General features: G+C 61.1%; 20 protein-coding genes. 12 read left to right on the top strand and 8 right to left on the bottom strand.

Going from position 1 to position 22,104, the window contains the following annotated elements:
• Positions 1–190 precede the first annotated feature (190 nt).
• Entirely contained in the window at positions 191–2,455 is a 2,265-nt protein-coding gene (locus tag HDC32_RS13635; RefSeq protein ID WP_184744418.1) for a bifunctional diguanylate cyclase/phosphodiesterase, read from the bottom strand.
• 138 nt (positions 2,456–2,593) lie between these two features.
• The gene (locus HDC32_RS13630) at positions 2,594–2,959 is read right to left on the bottom strand and encodes a YkgJ family cysteine cluster protein (RefSeq protein ID WP_131697193.1); all 366 of its coding nucleotides are present in this window, start codon (positions 2,957–2,959) and stop codon (positions 2,594–2,596) included.
• A gap of 253 nt (positions 2,960–3,212) precedes the next feature.
• On the opposite strand from HDC32_RS13630, the gene HDC32_RS13625 reads away from it, so the two are divergent.
• On the top strand, positions 3,213–4,559 hold the full coding sequence (locus HDC32_RS13625; RefSeq protein WP_145334980.1) for an MFS transporter: 1,347 nt from the start codon (positions 3,213–3,215) through the stop codon (positions 4,557–4,559).
• Positions 4,560–4,740: 181 nt separating this feature from the next.
• On the opposite strand, the gene rapA is transcribed toward HDC32_RS13625, so the two are convergent.
• Positions 4,741–7,587 carry an RNA polymerase-associated protein RapA gene (gene rapA / locus HDC32_RS13620; protein WP_065926413.1) on the bottom strand — a complete coding sequence of 949 codons (2,847 nt, stop codon included), beginning with the start codon at positions 7,585–7,587 and terminating at the stop codon, positions 4,741–4,743.
• 218 nt (positions 7,588–7,805) lie between these two features.
• Here rapA and HDC32_RS13615 point away from each other — a divergent pair, with 218 nt between their 5' ends.
• The gene (locus tag HDC32_RS13615; protein ID WP_065926412.1) at positions 7,806–8,147 is read left to right on the top strand and encodes an aspartate-semialdehyde dehydrogenase; all 342 of its coding nucleotides are present in this window, start codon (positions 7,806–7,808) and stop codon (positions 8,145–8,147) included.
• On the opposite strand, the gene HDC32_RS13610 is transcribed toward HDC32_RS13615, so the two are convergent.
• From HDC32_RS13610 to HDC32_RS13600, 3 genes are all read right to left on the bottom strand, one after another.
• Entirely contained in the window at positions 8,144–9,325 is a 1,182-nt protein-coding gene (locus HDC32_RS13610) for an aminotransferase class V-fold PLP-dependent enzyme (protein ID WP_184744416.1), read from the bottom strand. The genes HDC32_RS13615 and HDC32_RS13610 overlap by 4 nt on opposite strands.
• Positions 9,322–9,792, bottom strand: a complete 471-nt coding sequence (locus tag HDC32_RS13605) for a RidA family protein (RefSeq protein WP_131697190.1) — start codon at positions 9,790–9,792, stop codon at positions 9,322–9,324. The genes HDC32_RS13610 and HDC32_RS13605 overlap by 4 nt, the downstream gene beginning before the upstream one ends.
• 91 nt (positions 9,793–9,883) lie before the next feature.
• Positions 9,884–10,756: a LysR substrate-binding domain-containing protein gene (locus tag HDC32_RS13600; protein ID WP_184744414.1), complete on the bottom strand. Its 873-nt coding sequence runs from the start codon at positions 10,754–10,756 to the stop codon at positions 9,884–9,886.
• Positions 10,757–10,855: 99 nt separating this feature from the next.
• Between HDC32_RS13600 and HDC32_RS13595 the strand changes: the two genes are divergently transcribed.
• Together HDC32_RS13595 and ccoM are read left to right on the top strand one after the other, a co-directional pair.
• Complete coding sequence (locus tag HDC32_RS13595; RefSeq protein ID WP_131697188.1) at positions 10,856–11,050, top strand: hypothetical protein; 195 nt, start codon at positions 10,856–10,858, stop codon at positions 11,048–11,050.
• 143 nt (positions 11,051–11,193) lie between these two features.
• A complete protein-coding gene (gene ccoM, locus HDC32_RS32240; RefSeq protein ID WP_010563588.1) occupies positions 11,194–11,310 on the top strand; it encodes a cytochrome c oxidase subunit CcoM in 117 nt (38 codons plus the stop codon).
• Between the two features lie 152 nt (positions 11,311–11,462).
• Here ccoM and HDC32_RS13590 read toward each other — a convergent pair whose 3' ends face one another.
• A complete protein-coding gene (locus tag HDC32_RS13590; protein WP_131697187.1) occupies positions 11,463–12,938 on the bottom strand; it encodes an inorganic phosphate transporter in 1,476 nt (491 codons plus the stop codon).
• Positions 12,939–13,250: 312 nt separating this feature from the next.
• Positions 13,251–13,451: a hypothetical protein gene (locus HDC32_RS13585; protein WP_131697441.1), complete on the bottom strand. Its 201-nt coding sequence runs from the start codon at positions 13,449–13,451 to the stop codon at positions 13,251–13,253.
• A 561-nt stretch (positions 13,452–14,012) separates the two neighbouring features.
• Here HDC32_RS13585 and pcaR point away from each other — a divergent pair.
• From pcaR to HDC32_RS13545, 8 genes are all read left to right on the top strand, one after another.
• Positions 14,013–14,855 (top strand): pca regulon transcriptional regulator PcaR, encoded by an 843-nt coding sequence (gene pcaR / locus HDC32_RS13580; RefSeq protein ID WP_017530459.1) that lies wholly within the window; start codon positions 14,013–14,015, stop codon positions 14,853–14,855.
• Positions 14,856–15,000: 145 nt separating this feature from the next.
• Complete coding sequence (locus tag HDC32_RS13575) at positions 15,001–16,341, top strand: MFS transporter (RefSeq protein ID WP_092487752.1); 1,341 nt, start codon at positions 15,001–15,003, stop codon at positions 16,339–16,341.
• A gap of 147 nt (positions 16,342–16,488) precedes the next feature.
• Positions 16,489–17,346: a CoA transferase subunit A gene (locus HDC32_RS13570; RefSeq protein WP_145334974.1), complete on the top strand. Its 858-nt coding sequence runs from the start codon at positions 16,489–16,491 to the stop codon at positions 17,344–17,346.
• Positions 17,346–18,125 carry a CoA-transferase subunit beta gene (locus HDC32_RS13565; protein ID WP_131697185.1) on the top strand — a complete coding sequence of 260 codons (780 nt, stop codon included), beginning with the start codon at positions 17,346–17,348 and terminating at the stop codon, positions 18,123–18,125. Before HDC32_RS13570 ends, HDC32_RS13565 begins: the two co-directional genes overlap by 1 nt.
• The gene (pcaF, locus tag HDC32_RS13560) at positions 18,122–19,324 is read left to right on the top strand and encodes a 3-oxoadipyl-CoA thiolase (RefSeq protein WP_184744923.1); all 1,203 of its coding nucleotides are present in this window, start codon (positions 18,122–18,124) and stop codon (positions 19,322–19,324) included. The genes HDC32_RS13565 and pcaF overlap by 4 nt, the downstream gene beginning before the upstream one ends.
• Before the next feature lie 17 nt (positions 19,325–19,341).
• Positions 19,342–20,046 (top strand): protocatechuate 3,4-dioxygenase subunit beta, encoded by a 705-nt coding sequence (gene pcaH / locus HDC32_RS13555; protein ID WP_027604405.1) that lies wholly within the window; start codon positions 19,342–19,344, stop codon positions 20,044–20,046.
• Between the two features lies 1 nt (position 20,047).
• Positions 20,048–20,614, top strand: a complete 567-nt coding sequence (pcaG, locus tag HDC32_RS13550; RefSeq protein ID WP_131697183.1) for a protocatechuate 3,4-dioxygenase subunit alpha — start codon at positions 20,048–20,050, stop codon at positions 20,612–20,614.
• A 190-nt stretch (positions 20,615–20,804) separates the two neighbouring features.
• Positions 20,805–22,100, top strand: coding sequence for an MFS family transporter (locus HDC32_RS13545; RefSeq protein WP_184744411.1), 1,296 nt, complete (start codon positions 20,805–20,807; stop codon positions 22,098–22,100).
• Positions 22,101–22,104: the final 4 nt, after the last annotated feature.

The following is a 22,104-nucleotide window of genomic DNA, read 5'->3' as shown; positions in this document are numbered from 1 at the left end:
CCTGGGCGGATGGCTGAAAAAGTATCAAATAGCCATCACAGAATGGGAGTTCGCGACTTTACAGTGCGTCCTTGTCCGGTACGATCAGGCTTACCCAGTGTGCTCAGGAAAAACCTGGCCGGACTCTAATGAATCGGCCGTTCGTCGGCGATCTTTAGGTAAGTGATGGCGAAATGCCAAAGATTCGACGTCAGCGAATTGGCCGGACGATAGAGGTGGATCCGGAGCGGCCAGGGGAGGACTCTTTCCCCGGGCGGGTGTCCTTGGTGCCCGCCACGCTGAATGGGTAGAGCGGATTGCGTATGTCGATACCTTGCATTGCGCCAATTATTTCACTGGCGGGGACCGCCGGGCTCAACAGGTAGCCCTGGACGAAATCACAGCCATGTTTGAGCAACAATTCGAACTGGGCCTGGGTTTCCACACCTTCGGTCACCACCTGCAGGTGCAGGGTATGGGCCATGCCGATAATCGCCTGGACGATCTCGATGTCGGCGGTCGACTTGGGAATATCCTGGATAAACGAGCGATCGATCTTCAGGGTGTTGAGCGGCAGGCGCTTGAGGTAGGCGAGGGAGGAGTAGCCGGTGCCGAAGTCGTCGATAGCCAGCGACACGCCCAGCGCGCGGATTTGCCGCAGCAGCGCCAAGGTGCTGCTGATATTGCCCATCAAGGCATTTTCGGTGACTTCCAGCTCCAGGCGGTTGGCGCCGATCCCGCTGAAGCGCAGCGCGTTTTCGATCTCATCCGCCATTTCGTCGCGGGCCAGGTTCAGGGCCGAGCAATTCACCGCCATGGTCAGTTCGGTATAGCCTCGGTCGGAGAGCAGGCTCAAGTCATGGCAGGCCTGGCGCAAGACCCAATGGTCGAGTTCGGCGATCAGCCCATTGCTTTCGGCAATCCCGATAAACCGGTCGGGGGCCAGCAGCCCCTGTTGCGGATGCTGCCAGCGCACCAGGGCCTCCAGGCGCGTGACCTTGCCCAGCTTCATGTCAAAGATCGGTTGGTAGAACAGCACCAGTTGGTTCTGGGCACGCAGGGCGCTGCGCAGCTCCTCTTCCAGTTGCAGTTCGAGGAAGGCTCGGGTCTTCAGGTTGGAGCTGAAGAAGTTCAGGCTGTTGCGTCCCGTATCCTTGGATTGGTACAGCGCCAGGTCGGCGGTTTTCAGCAGCTCTTCGCAGGTCAGGCCATCCTCGGGAAACAGGCTGATGCCGATACTGGTGGTCATCACCATACGGCGACCGGCCAGTTCGATCGGATCCTTCATCTTCTGCATGATGCGCTGGGCCAGGTGTCGCGCTTCGTCGCGGTGATGAACGCTGATCAGGATGCAGAACTCATCGCCGCCAAACCGGGCGACCACGTCCGCATGGCTGCGCACAGAGCCTTTGATATGGCTGGCCAGAACGGTGAGCAATTGATCCCCGGCGTCATGGCCGAGGCTGTCGTTGATGCGCTTGAAGTGATCTATATCGAGGAAAATAACTGCCATCATGCCGTTTGAAGCCGTTTTTTCGGCGATCTTTTCCGCGAAAATCTGATTGAAACCCCGTCGATTAAGCAGGCTGGTCAGTGCGTCGTAATGGGCCACCTGTTGCAGGGAGGCGCGCGCCTGGTCCAGTTCGCTGAGCAGCGCGTTGACCCGACGCAGGTCGCGCTCCTTGTGCTGCAGCTTCTTGTCCGCCAGCGCGGCGCTGATGCTGCTGCCGATCACCAGCAGGGTGATCACGGCGACCGACAGGCCCAGCTGGATGGGGTTGTTATCCAGCGGTAATGAGAGGTCGGCCCCCGTGGGGACTATCAGTTGCATGGCGGCCATGCCGGTAAAGTGCATGCTGATAATGCCCGCGCCCAATATCAGGCTTGCGGCGTATTTGAGCAGTTGATGGAAGACCCCGGCGCCGGTGCGCAGGTAGCTCGACAGCAGCAATGCGGCGAGGCTGGCGCCAATGGCGATGCCCACCGAGGCGAGGAGCAGTCTCGACTCGAAATACGCCTGGGCTTGGGAGCGCATGGCCGACATGCCGACGTAATGCATCAAGGCAATGCCGATACCCATCCATACCGATGCCAGCAGGTATTGGTTAAACCGCAGGTGGTTGTGACTGAGGGTTTGCATGGCGAACAGCGAAGCGATCAGGGCGATGATCAGCGAGGCGAACGTCATGAACAGTTCGTAGTGAATTGCGATGGGGGCCTGGAAAGCCAGCATGCTGATGAAGTGAGTGGACCAGATACCACCTGCCAGGCAACCGGCCCCCAGCCAGCGCCAGTGGCGGCGAGGGGTGGGGTCTTCGACATTGCCGACTCGTTCGGCCATATCCAGGGTGCCGAAACCTGCCGCACAGGCGACCAGATAGGCCAGCAGCACCAGGAACGGGTTATGACTGCAATTGAGTAATAAGTGCCCGTTCGCGGGGAGGTCGGTAAAAAAGTGCAGACCTAGCCATTCCATAGCATGTCCCGTCATAGCGTCACGTCACAGCCTCAGGCGATGACCTATGAGGTCGAGTATAGAAGCCTCGGGGGATTCGCCATCGATAATGGCATTTTGCTCGCTATGATTTTGGCATGTCGTTAATAGCGTTTAATGCTAAGCGCTGAGGGGCAGGATCAGTTCGAAAGGTTGCTCCAGGGGGGCGAGGCCAAATGCTGCGCGGGCGGCATCGCAGTCGACGTTCTGCACGCCTTGGCTCCAGGACGAATCGAACTCGCGGCACACACTGGAGCGCTGCTCATAAATTGAGCAACTGGTGGCCTGGCCCACGTTGCCCTCCAGGCTGCAGCAGCGTGCGGGTTTCTGGTCGGTGCCGATCATGGCCACGCGGGTGGGGTTGATCTGCACCACCAGGTCATCGGGCACCGTGCCCCCCGAGGAGGCGCACTCACCCCAGAAGAAAGACACACGAAAGTGTGAACAGCAGGCACCGCAATTCAGACACGGACTGGCTTCGGACATGGGCGTCTTCGATTAAGAAAGGTAAGGGGAGAGTGGTTCGGGAAGGCTCGCCATTCTAATCGGGTCATGGCCGTTGGGAAGGGGGGCATGCACTTATATTTTTGTCGGCAAAGTCCCGTAGTGACGGGTGAAATCATGCCCTATCAGCTTTACGAATCATTACAGACAACCACGGCTCGCCTGACTATGTTGCAGGTTCCGGGCGGGATGCATCGGGCATCGCAGCTCTCATAACAATAAAAGAGACGGACCCATGCAGAACTCGACCCAAGCGGCGAATGCCTGGCGCATTCTGTTCCTGCTGTTCCTCGCCAACCTGTTCAACTTCTTCGACCGCACCATTCCGGCGATCATCATCGAGCCGATCCGCATGGAATGGCACCTGAGCGACTTCCAGCTCGGCATCATCGGCACCGCCTTTACCATCGTCTACGCCATTGCCGGCCTGCCGCTGGGGCGTCTGGCCGATACCGGCTCGCGCAGCAAGCTGATGGGCTGGGGCCTGTTCGCGTGGAGCGGGCTGACAGCGGTCAACGGCCTGGTTGGCAGTTTCTGGACGTTTTTGCTGGTGCGCATGGGCATCGGTATCGGTGAAGCCAGCTATGCGCCGGCTGCCAACTCGCTGATTGGCGACCTGTTCCCGGCACACCGTCGTGCCCGGGCCATGGGGATTTTCATGTTGGGCCTGCCTTTGGGCCTGTTGCTGGCGTTCTTCACCATCGGCTGGATGGTCAAGGCGTTCGACAGCTGGCGCGCGCCATTCTTTATCGCCGCCGTGCCGGGGCTGATCCTTGCGGTGTTCATGTTCTATATCAAGGAACCCAAGCGCGGCGCCGCCGAAGCCGTACAAGTCTCCCAGGAGCGCGTCGACCGCCCGATCCGCCGCGTGCTGGCCGTGCCGACCTTCCTGTGGCTGGTGCTGGCCGGGTTGTGCTTCAACTTCGCCACCTACGCGTGCAATTCATTCCTGGTGCCGATGCTGCAGCGCTATTTCCTCATGCCACTGCAGGACGCGGCGGTCGCCACTGGCGTCATTGTCGGGTTGACCGGCCTGGTGGGCCTGACCTTGGGTGGCTGGATTGCCGACAAGATCCATCAGCGCGTTGCCAATGGCCGACTGCTGTTTGCGGCGTGCAGCCTGATCATCTCCACCGTCACCACCGCCTGGGCCTTGCATGCCGGGCGCATCGAGATCGGTGTGTTTGTGGCGCTGTTCAGTGTGGGCTGGTTGTTTGCGTATAACTTCTACACCTGTGTGTACACGGCGATCCAGGACGTGGTCGAGCCGCGCCTGCGGGCTACGGCGATGGCGTTGTTCTTTGCCGGCTTGTACTTGCTGGGCGGAGGCATGGGGCCGATTGTGGTGGGCGGGCTGTCCGACCATTTTGCCCATGCGGCGATGTATGCGGCGGGGGCGGAGCAGATGACTGAGGCTTACAAGGCAGTGGGCTTGCACGACGCCATGTACCTGATTCCGGTGGCGCTGTTCCTGACCATGTTGTTTCTGTTCCAGGCGTCACGCAGTTTTGTGCGTGATGCCAAGCGGATGAAGGAGGGATTGGTGGCTGTTGAGGTGCCGGCTGCGGCAGCGACGGCTTGAAACCGCGGTGACTGTGCCGGGACAAGCCCCCTCCCACAGTTGACCGAGTTGTCATGTCGAGCACTGATCAATGTGGGAGGGGGCTTGCCCCCCGATGAGGCCCGCAAAGCCAAAGCTGTGCTCAAGTGAATAAAAAAGGCCCGCATTGCGCGGGCCTCTATTCAACAGGGCAGGGCGGTAATCAACCCGCTACCAACACCCGAATGGCTTCCAGTCGCAGCGCAGCCTTGTCGAGCATGGCCAGGCCTTGCTCGCGTTGGTTGCGCAGGGCGACCAACTCGCTGTCGCGTACGGTCGGGTTGACCGCTTGCAACGCGGTCAGGCGCGCCAGTTCTTCGTCGGTGTCTGCCGCCAGGCGACGTTTGGCTTCGGCCACACGTTCGGCGTGACGCGGCGTGATCTTCTCTTCACCGGCGTTGATCCGCGGTGTGAGTTGATCGCGCTGGGCCTGCACGAACTTGTTGGCGCTGGCCCGTGGCACGCTTTCCAGCTGGTCGTTCAAGGTTTCGAACGAGACGCGGCCGGACAGGTCGTTGCCATTGGCATCCAGCAGGCAGCGCAGTGCCGCCGGCGGCAGGTAGCGGCCCAATTGCAGCGCGCGCGGCGCGACCACTTCGCTGACGTAAAGCAGTTCCAGCAACACGGTGCCTGGCTTGAGCGCCTTGTTCTTGATCAGCGCCACGGCGGTGTTGCCCATGGAGCCGGACAGCACCAGGTCCATGCCGCCCTGCACCATCGGGTGTTCCCAGGTGATGAACTGCATGTCTTCACGGGACAGCGCCTGGTTACGGTCGTAGGTGATGGTCACGCCTTCGTCGTCGCCCAGGGGGAAGCTGGCGTCGAGCATCTTCTCGCTTGGCTTGAGGATCAGCGCGTTTTCCGAATGGTCTTCGCTGTCGATGCCGAATGCGTCGAACAGGGTTTCCATGTAGATCGGCAGGGCGAACTGGTCGTCCTGCTCGAGGATGTCCTCCACCAGCGCATCGCCTTCACCGGCACCGCCGGAGTTGAGCTCCAGCAAGCGGTCGCGGCCGGTGTGCAGTTCCTGTTCCAGGCGCTCGCGCTCGGCACGGGCCTCGTCGATCAGGGCTTGCCACTCGCTGTCGTCGGCATTTTCCAGCAGTGGCAGCAGGCGCGGGCCGAACTGATGCTGCAAGGCGTTGCCGGTCGGGCAGGTGTTGAGGAACGCGTTCAGCGCTTCGTGGTACCACTGGAACAGGCGCTGTTGCGGGCTGGTTTCCAGGTACGGCACGTGCAGTTCGATCACATGCTTCTGGCCGATCCGGTCCAGACGGCCGATCCGCTGTTCCAGCAGGTCGGGGTGGGACGGCAGGTCGAACAGCACCAGGTGGTGGGAGAACTGGAAGTTGCGGCCTTCACTGCCGATTTCCGAGCAGATCAGCACCTGGGCGCCGAATTCTTCATCGGCGAAGTAGGCGGCGGCGCGGTCACGCTCGAGGATGTTCATGCCCTCGTGGAACACCGTGGCCGGGATGCCGGAGCGAACGCGCAAGGCGTCTTCCAGGTCCATGGCGGTTTCGGCGTGGGCGCAGATCACCAGGACCTTGGTGCGCTTGAGCATTTTCAACTGGTCGATCAGCCACTCGACGCGCGGGTCGAAGCGCCACCAGCGGTTTTCTTCGTCGATGTCCGGTTGCGACTGGAAGCTGACTTCCGGGTACAGCTCGGCGTGTTCGCCCAGGGGCAACTCGAGGTATTCGTCCGGGTTCGGCAGCGGGTAGGCGTGCAGCTTACGCTCCGGGAAGCCCTGCACGGCGGCACGGGTGTTACGGAACAGCACGCGGCCGGTGCCGTGGCGGTCGAGCAGTTCACGCACCAGGCGTGCGCTGGCTTCGGCGTCGCCATCGTTGACGGCGGTCAGCAGCGCTTCACCTTCGTTGCCGAGGAAGCCCTGGATAGTCTTGTGCGCGGCGGGGGAGAGGCGGCCCTTGTCGAGCAGCTCCTGCACGGCTTCGGCCACCGGGCGATAGTTCTCGCTTTCGGCGCGGAAGGCGTGCAGGTCGTGGAAACGGTTGGGGTCCAGCAGGCGCAGGCGCGCGAAGTGGCTGTCCTGGCCCAGTTGTTCCGGGGTGGCGGTGAGCAGCAACACGCCCGGGATGACCTCGGCGAGTTGTTCGACCAGGCTGTATTCCGGGCTGGCTTTGTCTTCATGCCACACCAAGTGGTGGGCTTCATCGACCACCATCAGGTCCCAGCCGGCGGCGAACAGCGCGTCCTGGGCTTTCTCATCGTCCACCAGCCATTCCAGCGCGACCAGGGCCAGTTGGGTGTCTTCGAACGGATTGGCGGCATCGCTTTCGATAAAGCGTTCTTCATCGAACAGCGCCACTTGCAGGTTGAAGCGGCGGCGCATTTCCACCAGCCACTGGTGCTGCAGGTTTTCCGGTACCAGGATCAGTACGCGGTTGGCACGGCCCGAGAGCAGTTGGCGATGGATCACCAGGCCGGCTTCGATGGTCTTGCCCAGGCCCACTTCGTCCGCCAGCAAAACCCGTGGCGCGATACGGTCAGCGACTTCACGGGCGATATGCAATTGGTGGGCAATAGGTTGCGCACGCACGCCACCCAGGCCCCACAGCGAGGATTGCAATTGGCGGCTGGTGTGTTCCAGGGTGTGATAGCGCAGCGAGAACCAGGCCAGCGGGTCGATCTGCCCGGCGAACAGACGGTCGCTGGCCAGGCGGAACTGGATAAAGTTGGAGAGCTGGGTTTCCGGCAGGGTGACCTGCTCGTTCTGCCCATTGAGGCCGTGGTAGACCAGCAGGCCGTCGACGTCGTCGACTTCCTGTACGGTCATTTTCCAGCCTTCGAAATGGGTGATGGAGTCACCCGGCGAGAACCTCACGCGGGTGAGGGGCGCATTCCGTAGCGCATACTGGCGGGTGTCGCCAGTGGCCGGATAGAGCACGGTCAATAAGCGGCCGTCCTGTGCCAGAACGGTGCCTAACCCCAGCTCTGCTTCGCTGTCACTAATCCAGCGTTGCCCCGGTTGATACTGCTGCGCCATGCTGCCTGACTCCCGCCGTGAAAAAGCCGACTATCTTAACGGAACAAGGCCCCACGCCCAAGGACTCTGACAAAAACTACGCCGTTTGAGTGGCCGGGTGAGCGCAGAATCGACGGGTGGCGGGCACTTGTGAGTGTCGACTGGGTCACAGGTTGACGAACCTGCGCTCAAGTCGCCACGCGGCCCGCCGACAGCCTGCTGACAGGAGAACAACTATTATGCTTCCACCTATGCTGCCCGTCAGCGTCGTACCGGTTACGTCGCAACTCGACCCGGTCCGCCAGAAACCCGATATTCCGCCCGTGGTCCCTGTGCAAGCGGGCTCCAACGAAAGCACCATCGACCTGAAAAAGGGCGATGCCGAGCAGTCGACCTTTTTGCTGCGCGAGGAACAACGCCGCCAGCAGGAACAGCAGAAACGCCGGCGCGAAGCCGATGAAGACCCGGATCAACACTTGGCGATCCCGGGCGACCTGCTCAATGCCGACAACACCGTACCGGTTGTGCCGCTGATCGAAGACGCGCCGCGCCAGGGCTTGTGGGTGGACGTGGAGGTTTAGCCCCGCAGTTCCCGCAGGGCCGTCATCAGCAACGCGATGTCGTCATCGTTGTTGAGCGGGCTGACGGAGATCCGCGCAATGCTGGTCAGGCCACGGGCCTGCATATCCAACGGGGTGTAGGCCACGCCGTTAGCGCCAATATTGATCCGCTTCAACCCCAATCGCCGTTTGAGCTCGAAGGCGTCCCAACCGGCGAGGTTGAAGGCGATCAAGCCTGATTGAACCGTGCCCAGGTCATGCAGGGAAATACCCGGAATCTCACGCAATGCTTGGCGGATTCGCCTACTGGTTTGCGTGACCCTTTCCCACACCCGCTCGATCCCCAATTGATTCATCTCCTGCAGCGCATTGCCCAAGCCCGCCAACAGGGCAAACGACGCCTCGCTGGTTTCAAAGCGCCGGGCGTCGTTGCGCAGGTCGAAACCATCGGCGGCCCAGGGGGCGGAAAACACGTCGCGTTGGGCCGGTTTCAAGTGCTGGAGGAAATCCGGCCGCACGTACAGCAGTGCCGTGCCCCGTGGCCCGCGCAGGTGCTTGCGACCGGCCGCTTTGAGCACATCGCACTGCAACGCCTGCACATCTACCGGCACCTGGCCGACGGCTTGGCCGGCGTCGATAAAGTAGGCGATCCCATGACGCCTGGCCACTTCGCCGATGGCCTGGGCGGGGTTGATCAGGCCGCCGTTGGCGGGGAGCCAGGTGAGGTCGATCAGTTTTACGTTCGGGTCGATCATGGCGTCCAATGCCACGGGGCAAACCGCGCCGGTGGCATCGCACGGGATGACCTCCACCCGCGCGCCGGCTTGCACCGCCAACTGCATGCTCGCCAGATTGCCGCCCCATTCGTGGCGCCCTACCAGAATGCGATCGCCCGGCTGCCAAGGGTCCAAGGCCTGGAACGCCATGCTCCAGGCGGTCGAGCCGCTGCTGGCAAAGGCAATCGACGGGGTGGGCGCGTTGAGCAACTGCGCGGCCGCGCGGCGGGCTTTTTCCACCAGCACGGCGCCATATTCGCCGGCTTCCATCGGGCCGTCACGGGCTTCGCGTTGCAGTTGGTCGATGATGGCGTCGAGGGTCGCCTGGCTTGGTAATGAGGCGCCGGCAGGGTTGAAGTGCACGATGCCCGATTGGCAGCCGGGTGTGCCCTCACGCAGATGTTGCACTTCAAGCGGGCTCACGGTTGCAACTCGAAAATCGCGTCAACCTCCACCGCCACGCCGGCCGGCAGGCTGGAAACACCCACTGCCGTGCGCACATGACGGCCCTTTTCGCCGAGGGCATTCACCAGCAGGTTGGAGGCTCCATTGGCCACCGCGCCCTGGCGCTGGAAGTCGCCGCTGCTGGCGATAAACACCCCCAGGCGCAGGATGCGCACCAGGCGCGACAGGTCATCGCCCAGGGCGTCGCTCAATTGTGCGAGCAAGCTCAATGCGGCCAGCTCCGCCGCCTGGACACCTTCTTCCTCGCTGAGGGATTCGCCCAGGCGGCCGACATAGGCGGGTTTGCCGTCTATCAGCGGGATTTGCCCGGAGATAAACAGCTGGTTCTGGCTGACCACATGGTTGATGTAGTTGGCAATCGGCTGGCTGGGGGACGGCAGCGTCAGGCCAAGGGCTTGCACGCGGTGGCGGAGGGAGTCGCTCATGGTGAATCCTCTTGGGGCTGGAGGTTTCAGCATGTGGGGCAGGGGGGATTGTCGACAAACGGATAGATCTCATGCGACGTATCGAAATAACTCACGCGTCGCTGCAGATCTCCTTCAACCACTCGCTGAAACAGCGCGCGGCGTCATTGGCAGTGTCTTGCGGTGCAATCAACCAGTAGCCTATTTCACTGTGATAGGGCGGCCAATCGAAGGCTTCCACCAGGCTGCCGTCATTGAGCCTGCGTTGGATCAGGCGATGACGGCCCATGGCAATGCCCTGGCCGGCCACAGCGGCTTCGACCACGATGTTGTAGTCGTGGAGCATGACGCGAGGATGGTGCTTGAGGTCGACTTGATAATGCCGAGACCAATCCGTCCACTCAAAAGGCCGGTGCGAAGTCGCCATCAACAGCGCACCGTTGTGCAGGTGGCTGGCCTTGAATGCCGGGCTGCACACCGGTGAGATCACCTCCGGCATCAGCCGAGTGGCCTGCACGTCGGGCCAGTCGCCTTTGCCGTAGCGAATGGCCAGGTCGACTTCGGCACCTGCGACGTTGGCCAATTGAATCGCCGGCAGCAACTCCACCTGGATATGCGGATAGCGGTTGAGAAAACCGGCCAGGCGCGGCGCCAACCACAGGGTGGCAAAAGACGCCAGCAGGCCGACACGTAACACCGTGGCGCTGGGCAGCACCCGTTGGGCGCGGGTCGCGATGGCAATGGCGTCAAGGGCTGGACGGATTTCATCGTAGTACTGCTGGCCGTCTGCAGTCAGATCGATCGCACGGGTGCGTCGGATAAACAGCGGTTTACCCAGATGCTGTTCGAGCTTTTGCACCTGATGGCTCAGGGCGCTCTGGGTCACGGACAATTCCTGCGCGGCCTTGATAAAGCTCAAGTGCCGGGCCACGGCCTCAAAGGCGCGCAGGGCCAGCAACGGCGGAAGATCCTTATGCAGTGCCACCTGAATGCGCTTCCTGGAGGGGTGAAAAGTGCCGATTTTGGGCGACGGCCTGCCATTTGTCGCGGGTTGATTTGCCGTCGGGCGCAGGAGTCCGCATTATTGAGCCTTACTCGCCACGACGTAAGCCAAGCCATGAGTGATGACGACAAGCTGATCGACCTGAACGCCGAACGCGCCAAGCGCGTGCATGACCTGAATGACAAGCGCCTGAATGAAGTGCGCCAGGCGTTTGAACAGGCGATGCCTTTAGGTAAAGCCAAGAAAAAATCAAAGAACAAACCCAAAAAGCGTTAAAACGGCCTGCATCTATTGATGCAGGTCAGTTATTACCCTGCTTTACGCCCCGTCGCGGGCAACATTGATCCCTGTCAATTTTTCAATCCGCCTTCTCCATTAACTTAGCCCTATCGCAACAAGGCAAGTGCAGGAGGCCGGTCATGTTTATCGACAATGTGGTATTCGCCGGAGTGCTGACTGTAGGCCTCATGGTGCTGTTTTTTGTAGGGTTTGGATTTTTTATCTGGAAAGACGCGAACAAGCGTAAAAAACCTTAGGTCTTTCCGGGTTACATGAGCACGCAAGGCATTTTGGGCGACTTCGGTCGCCTTTTTTTTTTGCCTGGTATTTAATGATCTCGGTTAATTCATATCCATAAAAAAAGGTGCGGTCCTCACAGAGGCCGCACCTTTTTTTCAGCGCCTGGCTATCAGTTGCCCAGTGCCTTGGAGGCCAGCCAGAACAAGCCGGCCGAGAGGCCTACGGTCGCAGGCAGCGTCAACACCCAAGCCATCAGGATGGTCTTGACCGTGCCACCTTGCAGGCCGCTCTTGTTGGCAACCATGGTGCCCGCCACGCCGGAAGACAGTACGTGGGTCGTGGAGACCGGCAGGGCGAAGATATTGGCAAAGCCAATCATCGTGGCGGTGGTGATCTGTGCCGACATGCCCTGGGCATAGGTCATGCCCTGCTTGCCGATCTTCTCACCGATAGTCAGTACCACACGCTTCCAACCCACCATGGTGCCCAGGCCCAGGGCCAGTGCGACCGCGAGGATCACCCAGAACGGCGCGTACTCGGTGGTGGCGGTCAGGTCTTTGCGCAGCTTGTCGAGGTCGGACTTCTCACGCGCTTCCAGGCCCGGCAGCTTGCCGACTTTTTTCGCGGTGTCGTCCAGGCACAGCAGGTAGCGGCGTACTTCGATACGCTGATCGGAGGTCAACGAGTGGTAGTCGGAGACACCCTTCAACGTACTCACGAGTGCGTTGATGGTGGGCTCGGTCTGCTGCGGATTGCACTGGAATTTGCCCGGCAGATCGTCCTTCACACTTTTACCCAGGGCCAGGAATTCGCCAAGCGTATCGTTGTTACGCTGGTAGAACTGGCTCAAATGCACGGTCGCATCGCGGGTACGCTCGATCTGGTAGGTGGTGCTGCCCAGGTCAAGTACGAACTGCGCCGGCACAATACCGATCAACACCAGCATGATCAGGCCGATGCCTTTCTGGCCATCGTTGGAGCCGTGAACGAAACTCACGGCCATGGCCGAAATCACCAGGACCAGGCGGTTCCAGAACGGCGGGTGCTTCTTGTCATCAAGCTTGCGGCGCTGGTCCGGGGTCTTGTGCATCTTTGACAGCGGACGCCACCATTTCAGGCCGAGCAGCACCAGGGCTGCGACCAGGAAGCCGGCCATCGGCGAGAACACCAGGGATGCGCCGATATCGACGGCCTTCTGCCAGTTCACACCGTCAGCCAGGGGGATGTCGTTGATCAGGGCATTGGCCAGGCCGACACCAAGGATCGAACCGATCAGTGTGTGGGAGCTGGATGCGGGGATACCGAAGTACCAGGTGCCCAGGTTCCAGGTGATCGCCGCAGCTAACAACGAGAAGACCATGGCCAAACCATGGCCGGTGTTCACATTGATCAGCAACTCCACGGGCAGCAAGTGCACGATGGCGTAGGCGACACCGACACCGCCGAGCAACACGCCGAGGAAATTGAACACCCCGGAGAAGAACACGGCCAGATGCGGCGGCATGGCTTTGGTATAGATGACTGTGGCCACCGCGTTAGCGGTGTCATGAAAGCCATTGATGAACTCGAAGGCGAGGACAAAGGCCAGGGCGAGCAACAGGCTCACGAGAACCCAAGCATCCAGTCCGCTGAATAAATCGATCATGAAGGTTTTCTGACCCGGTCGTAAGGGGGCGCGATTATGCCAGAAAACCTCGGTAATCGATGCACTAGCTGCTCATCGGTAACAATCTTCATTGAATCGACATGGGCGAAAGCTGGCGATCCCAGGGTTTTCGGGCCTTTGGCAAGTCTTTGATTTATAAAGCGCAGGGCGGAAAAGACAGGGTTTTGTCATAAAATCGTCATACCTGAAACATTTGTATGAAATTTTACAGGTGATCGTGAGATTTAGGCCGACTGGAAGCTGGCTAAGTGACAGCATTCCAGCCAGGACCCTGGGATAAACCCGAAGCGCTTATGGCTCTTCGGCTTTGCGTTCCTGTTCAATCTTTTGGATTTCCTGGGCAAATGCCTGGTCGAGCAGGCTGGCTCGCTTGCGCCATGGTTTGCGTTCAGGTTCAGGTTGGGCGGCGTAGGTGGTGATTTCTCCGCCGTAAACATCCTTGTAACGTTGCTCCTGGCGCTCAAGTTCCGCGCGCAGTTCATCTTTCGTCACATTGTTACCTAATTGAGTTGAGTGTAAATACGTAGCAGCGTTAATGCCTGTATGCCGCCTCGGGCCGTTCCAAATTGAACCCATGAAGTGTTCAAGTTTGAAATAGAAACGAGAGGCCACTGTTGTGGCAGTCATTCCAGGCAGGTAATTGCGACCGCCCATGCACGGCCTGTGCATGGTTTGGCGAGCCCCTGCCCCGATATGAAACCGGGTTGACCTCCGCACAGGGTGCATTATAGCGGCGCATTTGAATAACACTATCGGCATAAAGTTAAAAAGCGTCACCTTTGTGTGAGTGTTTTGTTACGCGGACGCGTCGGTATTTGCTGAAAGTCTGGCGTCATAAATACAACAAGGGATCCCGCTATTAAATGACCGGCTTAATATTATCCGATGGCATGAATGGGAGGTCGGCTTCAGGCGAGGTGCAAAATTGCGATAATCGCATGGTTGTCCGATAATCGCCCAATGTTGCTGGGCCTGCCTTGTGCATCACGGCCGGCCCGGCTTGTAATAGCAGCCCAATCCCCTGCGGTTGACAATAAGAGAAAGGAACCTGGCATGAACGATCAATTGCGCAACTCTTTCGCGTCAGTGGCGCCGCCGATCGTTGCCTCGCCGGCCAAGCGTATCCAGGCGTTTACCGGTGACCCGGACTTCATGACCTCGCTGGCCCGCGGCCTGGCCGTGGTGCAGGCGTTCCAGGAGCGCAAGCGCCACCTGACCATCGCCCAGATCAGCCACCGCACCGAAATCCCCCGCGCCGCCGTACGCCGCTGCCTGCATACCCTGATCAAACTCGGCTACGCCACCACCGATGGGCGCACCTATTCATTGCTGCCCAAAGTCCTGACCCTGGGCCACGCCTACCTGTCCTCCACGCCGTTGGCGGTGTCGGCCCAGCCGTACCTGGACCGCATGAGCGAGCAACTGCACGAAGCCTGCAACATGGCCACCCTCGAAGGCGACGACATCCTCTACATCGCCCGTTCGGCCACCACCCAGCGCCTGATTTCCGTGGACCTGTCGGTAGGCGGACGGTTGCCGGCCTATTGCACCTCCATGGGTCGCATCCTGCTCGCGGCATTGGATGATGCCTCGCTGCAGGACTACCTCGACCACGCTGACCTGCCCACCAAGACCAGCCGCACCCTGACCACCCCAGAAGCCTTGTTCGAGTGCCTGCAACAGGTGCGGCAGCAGGGCTGGTGCATTGTTGACCAGGAACTGGAACAGGGCCTGCGCTCCATCGCCGTGCCGGTGTATGACGCGTCGGGCCAGGTGCTGGCGGCGCTCAATGTCAGCACCCACGCGGGACGGGTCAGCCGCAGCGAGCTGGAGCAGCGTTTCCTGCCGAGCATGCTCAGTGCCAGCCGTGAGTTGAGTGCGCAGCTGTTTGCCTAAGGTGTTCGGTGACCGCACAGATCCCCGCTTGATGAATTGACGATGTTTCCCCCTGCTTATTACTGTGCGGCAGCGCTCTTGAGGGCGCACCAATAATAATGACGGCCCCAGGCCGTTGGCCCGCCATCGGTGTGGAATAAGAATAATGAATCAGCCTTCTGTCGGTACCACCCTGGACGTGCAGTCCTTTATCAACACCCAGCCACTGTCCCGTTATCAGTGGCGCGTGGTGATCCTGTGTTTCCTCATCGTTTTCCTCGATGGCCTCGACACCGCCGCCATGGGTTTTATCGCACCCGCGCTGTCCCAGGACTGGGGCATCGACCGCGCCAGCCTTGGCCCGGTGATGAGCGCCGCATTGATCGGCATGGTGTTCGGCGCGCTGGGTTCCGGGCCGCTGGCCGACCGCTTCGGCCGTAAAGTGGTGCTGGTGGGCGCCGTGCTGGTGTTTGGCGCGTTCAGCCTGGCCTCGGCCTACAGCAGCAATGTCGACCAGTTGCTGGTGCTGCGCTTCCTCACCGGGTTGGGCCTGGGCGCCGGTATGCCGAACGCCACGACCCTGCTGTCCGAATACACCCCCGAGCGTCACAAATCGCTGCTGGTGACCAGCATGTTCTGTGGTTTCAACCTGGGCATGGCCGGTGGCGGGTTTATCTCGGCCAAGCTGATCCCCGCGTTCGGCTGGCATAGCCTGCTGCTGATTGGCGGCATCCTGCCATTGATCCTCGCCGTGGTACTGCTGGTGTGGCTGCCGGAGTCGGCACGTTACCTGGTGGTGCGCAACCGCGGCACCGACAAGGTGCGCAAAACCCTGTCGCCGATCGAACCTTCTATTGTTGCCCAGGCCACCGCCTTCAGCGTGCCCGAACAAAAAACCGTCAAGGCGCGCAACGTGTTCGCGGTGATCTTCTCCGGCACCTACAGCGCGGGCACCTTGTTGTTGTGGCTGACTTACTTCATGGGCCTGGTGATCGTGTACCTGCTGACCAGTTGGTTGCCGACCCTGATGCGCGACAGCGGCGCCAGCATGGAGCAGGCCGCCTTCATCGGGGCGCTGTTCCAGTTTGGTGGCGTATTGAGCGCCGTCGGCGTGGGATGGGCGATGGACCGGTTCAATCCCCACAAGGTCATCGGCACCTTCTACCTGCTGGCCGGGGTGTTTGCCTACGCGGTAGGGCAGAGCCTGGGCAATATCACCCTATTGGCCACGTTGGTGCTGGTCGCCGGGATGTGCGTCAACGGTGCGCAATCGGCGATGCCGTCCCTGGCCGCGCGCTTCTACCCGACCCAAGGCCGCGCCACCGGCGTGTCGTGGATGCTTGGCATCGGCCGTTTCGGCGCGATCCTCGGCGCGTGGATGGGTGCCACCTTGCTGGGCCTGGGCTGGAACTTCGAGCAGGTGCTCACCGCCCTGGTGATTCCGGCCGCTCTGGCCACTGCTGCTGTTGTCATCAAGGGCATGGTCAGCCATGCGGATGCCACCTGAGATCAATCGATAGCCTGCCAACAATCCGTTCGATAATCGAACGCTGAGTCGATTATCGGATTGTTTGGCCCATTTCCCCGGCTTAATCTTCAAGCACTTCGGCGCCACCTCAGCGCCTTTTTCGATCCATACCGGGAGCCCAACCCCATGGCTGAAATTCTCACCCTGCGTGATGCGGTCAAGCGCTTCGTGAACGACGGCGATACCGTTGCCCTCGAAGGCTTTACCCACCTGATCCCTACGGCCGCAGGTCATGAAATCATTCGTCAGGGCAAGAAAGACCTGACGCTGGTGCGTATGACGCCTGACTTGATCTACGACCAGTTGATCGGTGCCGGGTGTGCGCGCAAGCTGATTTTCTCTTGGGGCGGTAACCCGGGTGTAGGTTCCCTGCATCGCCTGCGCGACGCGGTCGAAAAGCAATGGCCGCAACCGTTGGAAATCGAAGAGCACAGCCACGCCGACTTGGCCAATGCCTACGTCGCCGGCGCATCCGGCCTGCCCTTCGCGGTGCTGCGCGCCTACGCGGGTTCCGACTTGCCCAAGGTCAACCCGCTGATCAAGACCGTGACGTGCCCGTTCACCGGTGAAGTGCTGGCAGCGGTGCCGTCGGTGCGTCCGGACGTCACCGTGATCCACGCGCAAAAGGCTGATCGCAAGGGCAACGTGCTGCTCTGGGGCATTCTTGGCGTGCAGAAGGAAGCGGCCCTGGCGGCCAAGCGCTGCATCGTCACCGTGGAAGAAATCGTCGATGACCTGAACGCGCCGATGAACAGCTGCGTGCTGCCGACCTGGGCCCTGACTGCGGTGTGCCATGTACCCGGTGGTGCACATCCGTCCTACGCCCACGGCTACAACGAGCGAGACAACCGCTTCTATCAGGCGTGGGACCCAATCGCCCGCGACCGAGGGACCTTTACCGCCTGGATGGATGAATACATCCACGGCACTGCCGATTTCAGTGAATTCCAGGCCAAGCTGACCACACAGCAGGAGGCCAAGTAATGGCTTACTCCACCAATGAAATGATGACCGTCGCCGCCGCGCGCCGCCTCAAGAACGGCTCGGTCTGCTTTGTGGGCATCGGCCTGCCGTCCAAGGCCGCCAACCTGGCACGCCTGACCTCATCGCCAGATGTGGTGCTGATCTACGAGTCCGGCCCGATTGGCGCCAAGCCCAACGTATTGCCTCTGTCGATCGGTGATGGCGAACTGGCGGAAACCGCCGACACCGTAGTGCCGACCGGTGAGATCTTTCGCTACTGGCTGCAGGGCGGGCGTATCGACGTGGGCTTCCTCGGTGCCGCGCAAGTCGACCGCTTCGGCAACATCAACACCACCGTGGTCGGTGACTATCACCACCCCAAGGTGCGCCTGCCGGGTGCTGGTGGCGCGCCGGAAATCGCCGGCTCGGCCAAGAGCGTGCTGATTATCCTCAAGCAGTCGTCCCGTTCGTTTGTCGACAAACTGGACTTCATCACCTCGGTCGGCCACGGCGAAGGCGGCGATTCGCGCAAACGCCTGGGGCTGCCGGGTGCCGGTCCTGTCGGAATTATTACCGACCTGTGCATCATGGAGCCGGAAGAGGGCACCCATGAATTCGTGGTCACCGCCCTCCATCCGGGCGTGACCCGCGAGCAAGTCGTAGCGGCCACCGGTTGGGCGATTCGATTTGCCGACCAGGTCAGCACCACCGCCGAGCCGACCGAGGTCGAGTTGACCGCCCTGCGTGACCTCGAAGCACGCACGGCCGCCGCCCACGGCCAAGCACCGGGAGAAGCCTGATGCGCGAGGTATTTATCTGCGATGCGATTCGCACCCCCATCGGCCGCTTTGGCGGCGGCCTGTCCACGGTGCGTGCCGATGACCTGGCGGCCTTGCCGATCAAGGCGCTGATCGAGCGCAACCCGTCGGTGGACTGGTCGGCCGTTGACGAGGTCTTCCTCGGCTGCGCCAACCAGGCCGGTGAAGACAACCGCAACGTCGCCCGCATGGCGCTGTTGCTGGCCGGCCTGCCGGAGAGCATTCCGGGCGTGACCCTCAACCGTTTGTGCGCCTCGGGCATGGATGCGATCGGCACCGCCTTTCGCGCCATCGCCAGCGGCGAAATGGAGCTGACGATTGCCGGTGGCGTCGAGTCGATGTCCCGTGCGCCGTTCGTGATGGGCAAGGCTGATGCGGCGTTTTCGCGCAACATGAAGCTGGAAGACACCACCATCGGCTGGCGTTTTATCAACCCGTTGATGAAGGCCCAGTACGGCGTGGATGCCATGCCGCAGACCGCCGATAACGTCGCCGACGACTACCAGGTTTCACGCGCTGACCAGGACGCCTTCGCCCTGCGCAGCCAGCAACGCACCGCCGCCGCCCAGGCGGCCGGGTTCTTCGCTGAAGAAATCGTGCCGGTGCGGGTCGCCCATAAAAAAGGCGAAACCGTGGTGGAGCACGATGAGCACCCCAGGGACACCACCCTGGAAGCCCTGGCCAAACTCAAGCCGGTCAACGGCCCGGACAAAACCGTCACCGCCGGCAATGCCTCGGGTGTGAATGACGGCGCGGCCGCGCTGATCCTGGCGTCTGCCGAAGCGGTGAAAAAACACGGCCTGACTGCCCGCGCTCGCGTATTGGGCATGGCCAGCGCCGGTGTCGCGCCACGGGTGATGGGCATCGGCCCGGTGCCGGCGGTGCGCAAGCTGGTGGAGCGCCTGGGCCTGGCCGTCACTGACTTTGATGTGATCGAACTCAACGAAGCCTTCGCCAGCCAAGGCCTGGCGGTGCTGCGTGAACTGGGCATTGCCGACGACGCCCCCCAGGTCAACCCGAACGGTGGCGCCATTGCGCTTGGCCATCCCTTGGGCATGAGCGGTGCGCGGCTGGTACTGACGGCCCTGCATCAGTTGGAAAAAACCGGCGGCCGTAAAGGCCTGGCGACCATGTGCGTGGGCGTCGGCCAAGGCCTGGCCCTGGCGATTGAACGCATCTAATAAGAGAGGACTGCTCCATGAGTGACAAGCCCGGTTACCGGCGCCCGCAAGCGGGCACTCAACCTGATTACCTGCACCCGGCCTATCAGTCGACGAACCTGCGTTCGCCGTCCCAGCCGTTGGTGTTTCTGCCCCATTCCTTGTCGGAAATCACCGGCCCGACCATCGGTGCCGAGCGAGTCAGCGAGAAGGACAACGACCTCACTGCCCAACACGACGGCGAGCCCCTGGGTGAACGCATCATCATTCACGGTCGCGTGCTGGATGAAAACGGCCTGCCGGTGCCGGGCATTCTCGTGGAGATCTGGCAGGCCAACGCCGCCGGTCGCTACAACCACAAGCGTGACCTGCACGATGCGCCGCTGGACCCGAACTTCACCGGCACCGGGCGCACCGTCACCGACGCCGATGGCTGGTACCAGTTCCAGACCATCAAGCCCGGTGCCTACCCATGGGGCAACCACCACAACGCGTGGCGCCCGGCGCATATTCACTTTTCGCTGTTCGGCCCGAGCGTGCTGACGCGCCTGGTGACCCAGATGTATTTCCCTGGCGACCCGCTGCTGGAATACGACCCGATCTACAACTGCGTACCGGATACCAGCGCCAAGGAACGCCTGATCGCCCGTTTCGATCTGGAAAAAACCATTCCTTCCTATGCCCTCGGCTACCGCTGGGACATCGTCCTGCGCGGCCGCGACGCCACGCCGATGGAGAAATGAGATGACACTCAACGCGACCACGTCCCACACCGTCGGGCCGTACTACCACATCGGCCTGACCTGGCTGAACCGCGAAAACTTGACCGTCGCCGCCACCCTCGGTGAGCGCGTGGCGATCAGCGGGCAAGTGGTGGACGGCAACGGTGATGTTGTCAACGACGCCATGCTCGAAGTCTGGCAGGCCAATGCCGCCGGCAAGTACGATCACCCTGAAGATGAGCAGGACAAGGCGCTGGACCCGAATTTCGAAGGCTTTGGCCGGGTGCCGGTGGATGCCGAAGGGCGCTTCCGCTTTACCACGATCAAGCCGGGCAGCGTGCCGGGCCTGCAAGGTACGACCCAGGCGCCGCACCTGGTGGTGCTGGTGTTTGCCCGTGGGCTAGTGAAGCACCTGCTGACGAGGATTTATTTCGAGGGCGAGGCGTTGAATGGGGATGACCCATTGTTGGCGTGTGTGCCCGCAGAGCGGCGCGGCACGTTGATTGCCAAGCCGGATGCGGCGGGTGTGCATCAGTGGAATGTGATTTTGCAGGGGACAGATAAGGAAACGGTGTTCTTCGATTACTGAGTCGCTTGTCAGGGCCTCATCGAGGGCAAGCCCCCTCCCACATTTGATAGGCGGCGCGGTCAAAAGGTGGGAGGGGGCTTGCCCCCGATGGGGCCGGTTCAGGCACTGCCTACTCAAAAGTCTGCTTGCGGAACATGGTTGTTGCAAAGTATGTCTAGGCTATAACCGTTCCCACTGAGTGAAAAAAACCATGACAACCACCACCAGTCACTACACCGGAGAAGAACGTAGCAAACGGATCTTTGCGATTGTCGGTGCCTCCTCCGGCAACCTGGTCGAATGGTTCGACTTCTACGTCTATGCCTTCTGCGCCATTTACTTCGCCCCGGCGTTTTTCCCGTCGGATGACCCCACGGTCCAACTGCTCAACACTGCTGGCGTGTTCGCCGCCGGCTTTCTGATGCGCCCCATCGGCGGCTGGCTGTTCGGCCGGGTTGCCGACAAGCACGGGCGCAAGAGTTCGATGATGATCTCGGTGCTGATGATGTGCGCCGGTTCCCTGGTCATTGCCTTTTTGCCCACCTACAAAGACATCGGCGCCTGGGCCCCGGCCTTGCTGCTGGTGGCGCGGCTGTTCCAGGGCCTGTCGGTGGGGGGCGAATATGGCACCACCGCGACCTACATGAGTGAAGTCGCGCTCAAGGGCCAGCGTGGGTTTTTCGCCTCGTTCCAGTACGTGACCCTGATCGGTGGCCAACTGTTGGCGGTGCTGGTGGTGGTGATCCTGCAACAGATCCTCACTGAAGAAGAGTTGCGCGCCTGGGGCTGGCGGATTCCGTTCGTGATCGGTGCGATTGCGGCGGTGATTTCCCTGCTGCTGCGTCGCACCCTCAAGGAAACCACCAGCAAGGAAATGCGTGAAGACAAGGACGCCGGCAGCATCGTCGCGCTGTTTCGCGACCACGGCAAAGCGTTCGTTACGGTGCTCGGCTACACCGCCGGTGGCTCGCTGATTTTCTACACCTTCACCACTTACATGCAAAAGTACCTGGTGAACACCGTGGGCATGCACGCCAAGACGTCGAGCTACATCATGACCGGCGCACTGTTCCTCTATATGTGCATGCAGCCGCTCTTCGGTATGTTGGCGGACAAGATCGGCCGACGTAATTCGATGCTCTGGTTCGCAGGCCTCGGCACCCTGTTCACGGTGCCGATCCTGCTGACCTTGAAGACCGTCACCAGCCCGTTCCTGGCGTTTGTGCTGATCACCCTGGCCCTGGCGATTGTCAGCTTCTACACCTCCATCAGCGGCCTGGTCAAAGCGGAGATGTTCCCGCCCCAGGTGCGTGCTTTGGGCGTGGGGCTGGCGTATGCGGTGGCTAATGCGGTGTTTGGTGGTTCGGCGGAAGTCGTCGCGCTGAGCCTGAAATCCATCGGCATGGAAAACACTTTCTATTGGTACGTCACCGCGATGATGGCGGTGGCTTTCCTGTTCAGCTTGCGCCTGCCGAAACAGGCGGCGTACCTGCATCACGATTTGTAAGGGA

This window comes from Pseudomonas sp. JAI120, from assembly GCF_014207255.1.
In the GTDB taxonomy this organism is placed as follows: Bacteria; Pseudomonadota; Gammaproteobacteria; order Pseudomonadales; family Pseudomonadaceae; genus Aquipseudomonas.
Note: the sequence above shows the minus strand (reverse complement) of the source record. Positions and strands in the feature narration are given on the sequence as shown.

What these genes read in the sequence shown, in the direction of transcription:
- HDC32_RS13635 (WP_184744418.1), bottom strand. Translation starts at nt 2,455, where the DNA reads ATGGAATGGCTAGGTCTGCACTTTTTTACCGACCTCCCCGCGAACGGG.
- HDC32_RS13630 (WP_131697193.1), bottom strand. Translation starts at nt 2,959, where the DNA reads ATGTCCGAAGCCAGTCCGTGTCTGAATTGCGGTGCCTGCTGTTCACAC.
- HDC32_RS13625 (WP_145334980.1), top strand. Translation starts at nt 3,213, where the DNA reads ATGCAGAACTCGACCCAAGCGGCGAATGCCTGGCGCATTCTGTTCCTG.
- rapA (WP_065926413.1), bottom strand. Translation starts at nt 7,587, where the DNA reads ATGGCGCAGCAGTATCAACCGGGGCAACGCTGGATTAGTGACAGCGAA.
- HDC32_RS13615 (WP_065926412.1), top strand. Translation starts at nt 7,806, where the DNA reads ATGCTTCCACCTATGCTGCCCGTCAGCGTCGTACCGGTTACGTCGCAA.
- HDC32_RS13605 (WP_131697190.1), bottom strand. Translation starts at nt 9,792, where the DNA reads ATGAGCGACTCCCTCCGCCACCGCGTGCAAGCCCTTGGCCTGACGCTG.
- ccoM (WP_010563588.1), top strand. Translation starts at nt 11,194, where the DNA reads ATGTTTATCGACAATGTGGTATTCGCCGGAGTGCTGACTGTAGGCCTC.
- HDC32_RS13590 (WP_131697187.1), bottom strand. Translation starts at nt 12,938, where the DNA reads ATGATCGATTTATTCAGCGGACTGGATGCTTGGGTTCTCGTGAGCCTG.
- pcaR (WP_017530459.1), top strand. Translation starts at nt 14,013, where the DNA reads ATGAACGATCAATTGCGCAACTCTTTCGCGTCAGTGGCGCCGCCGATC.
- HDC32_RS13575 (WP_092487752.1), top strand. Translation starts at nt 15,001, where the DNA reads ATGAATCAGCCTTCTGTCGGTACCACCCTGGACGTGCAGTCCTTTATC.
- HDC32_RS13570 (WP_145334974.1), top strand. Translation starts at nt 16,489, where the DNA reads ATGGCTGAAATTCTCACCCTGCGTGATGCGGTCAAGCGCTTCGTGAAC.
- HDC32_RS13565 (WP_131697185.1), top strand. Translation starts at nt 17,346, where the DNA reads ATGGCTTACTCCACCAATGAAATGATGACCGTCGCCGCCGCGCGCCGC.
- pcaH (WP_027604405.1), top strand. Translation starts at nt 19,342, where the DNA reads ATGAGTGACAAGCCCGGTTACCGGCGCCCGCAAGCGGGCACTCAACCT.
- pcaG (WP_131697183.1), top strand. Translation starts at nt 20,048, where the DNA reads ATGACACTCAACGCGACCACGTCCCACACCGTCGGGCCGTACTACCAC.
- HDC32_RS13545 (WP_184744411.1), top strand. Translation starts at nt 20,805, where the DNA reads ATGACAACCACCACCAGTCACTACACCGGAGAAGAACGTAGCAAACGG.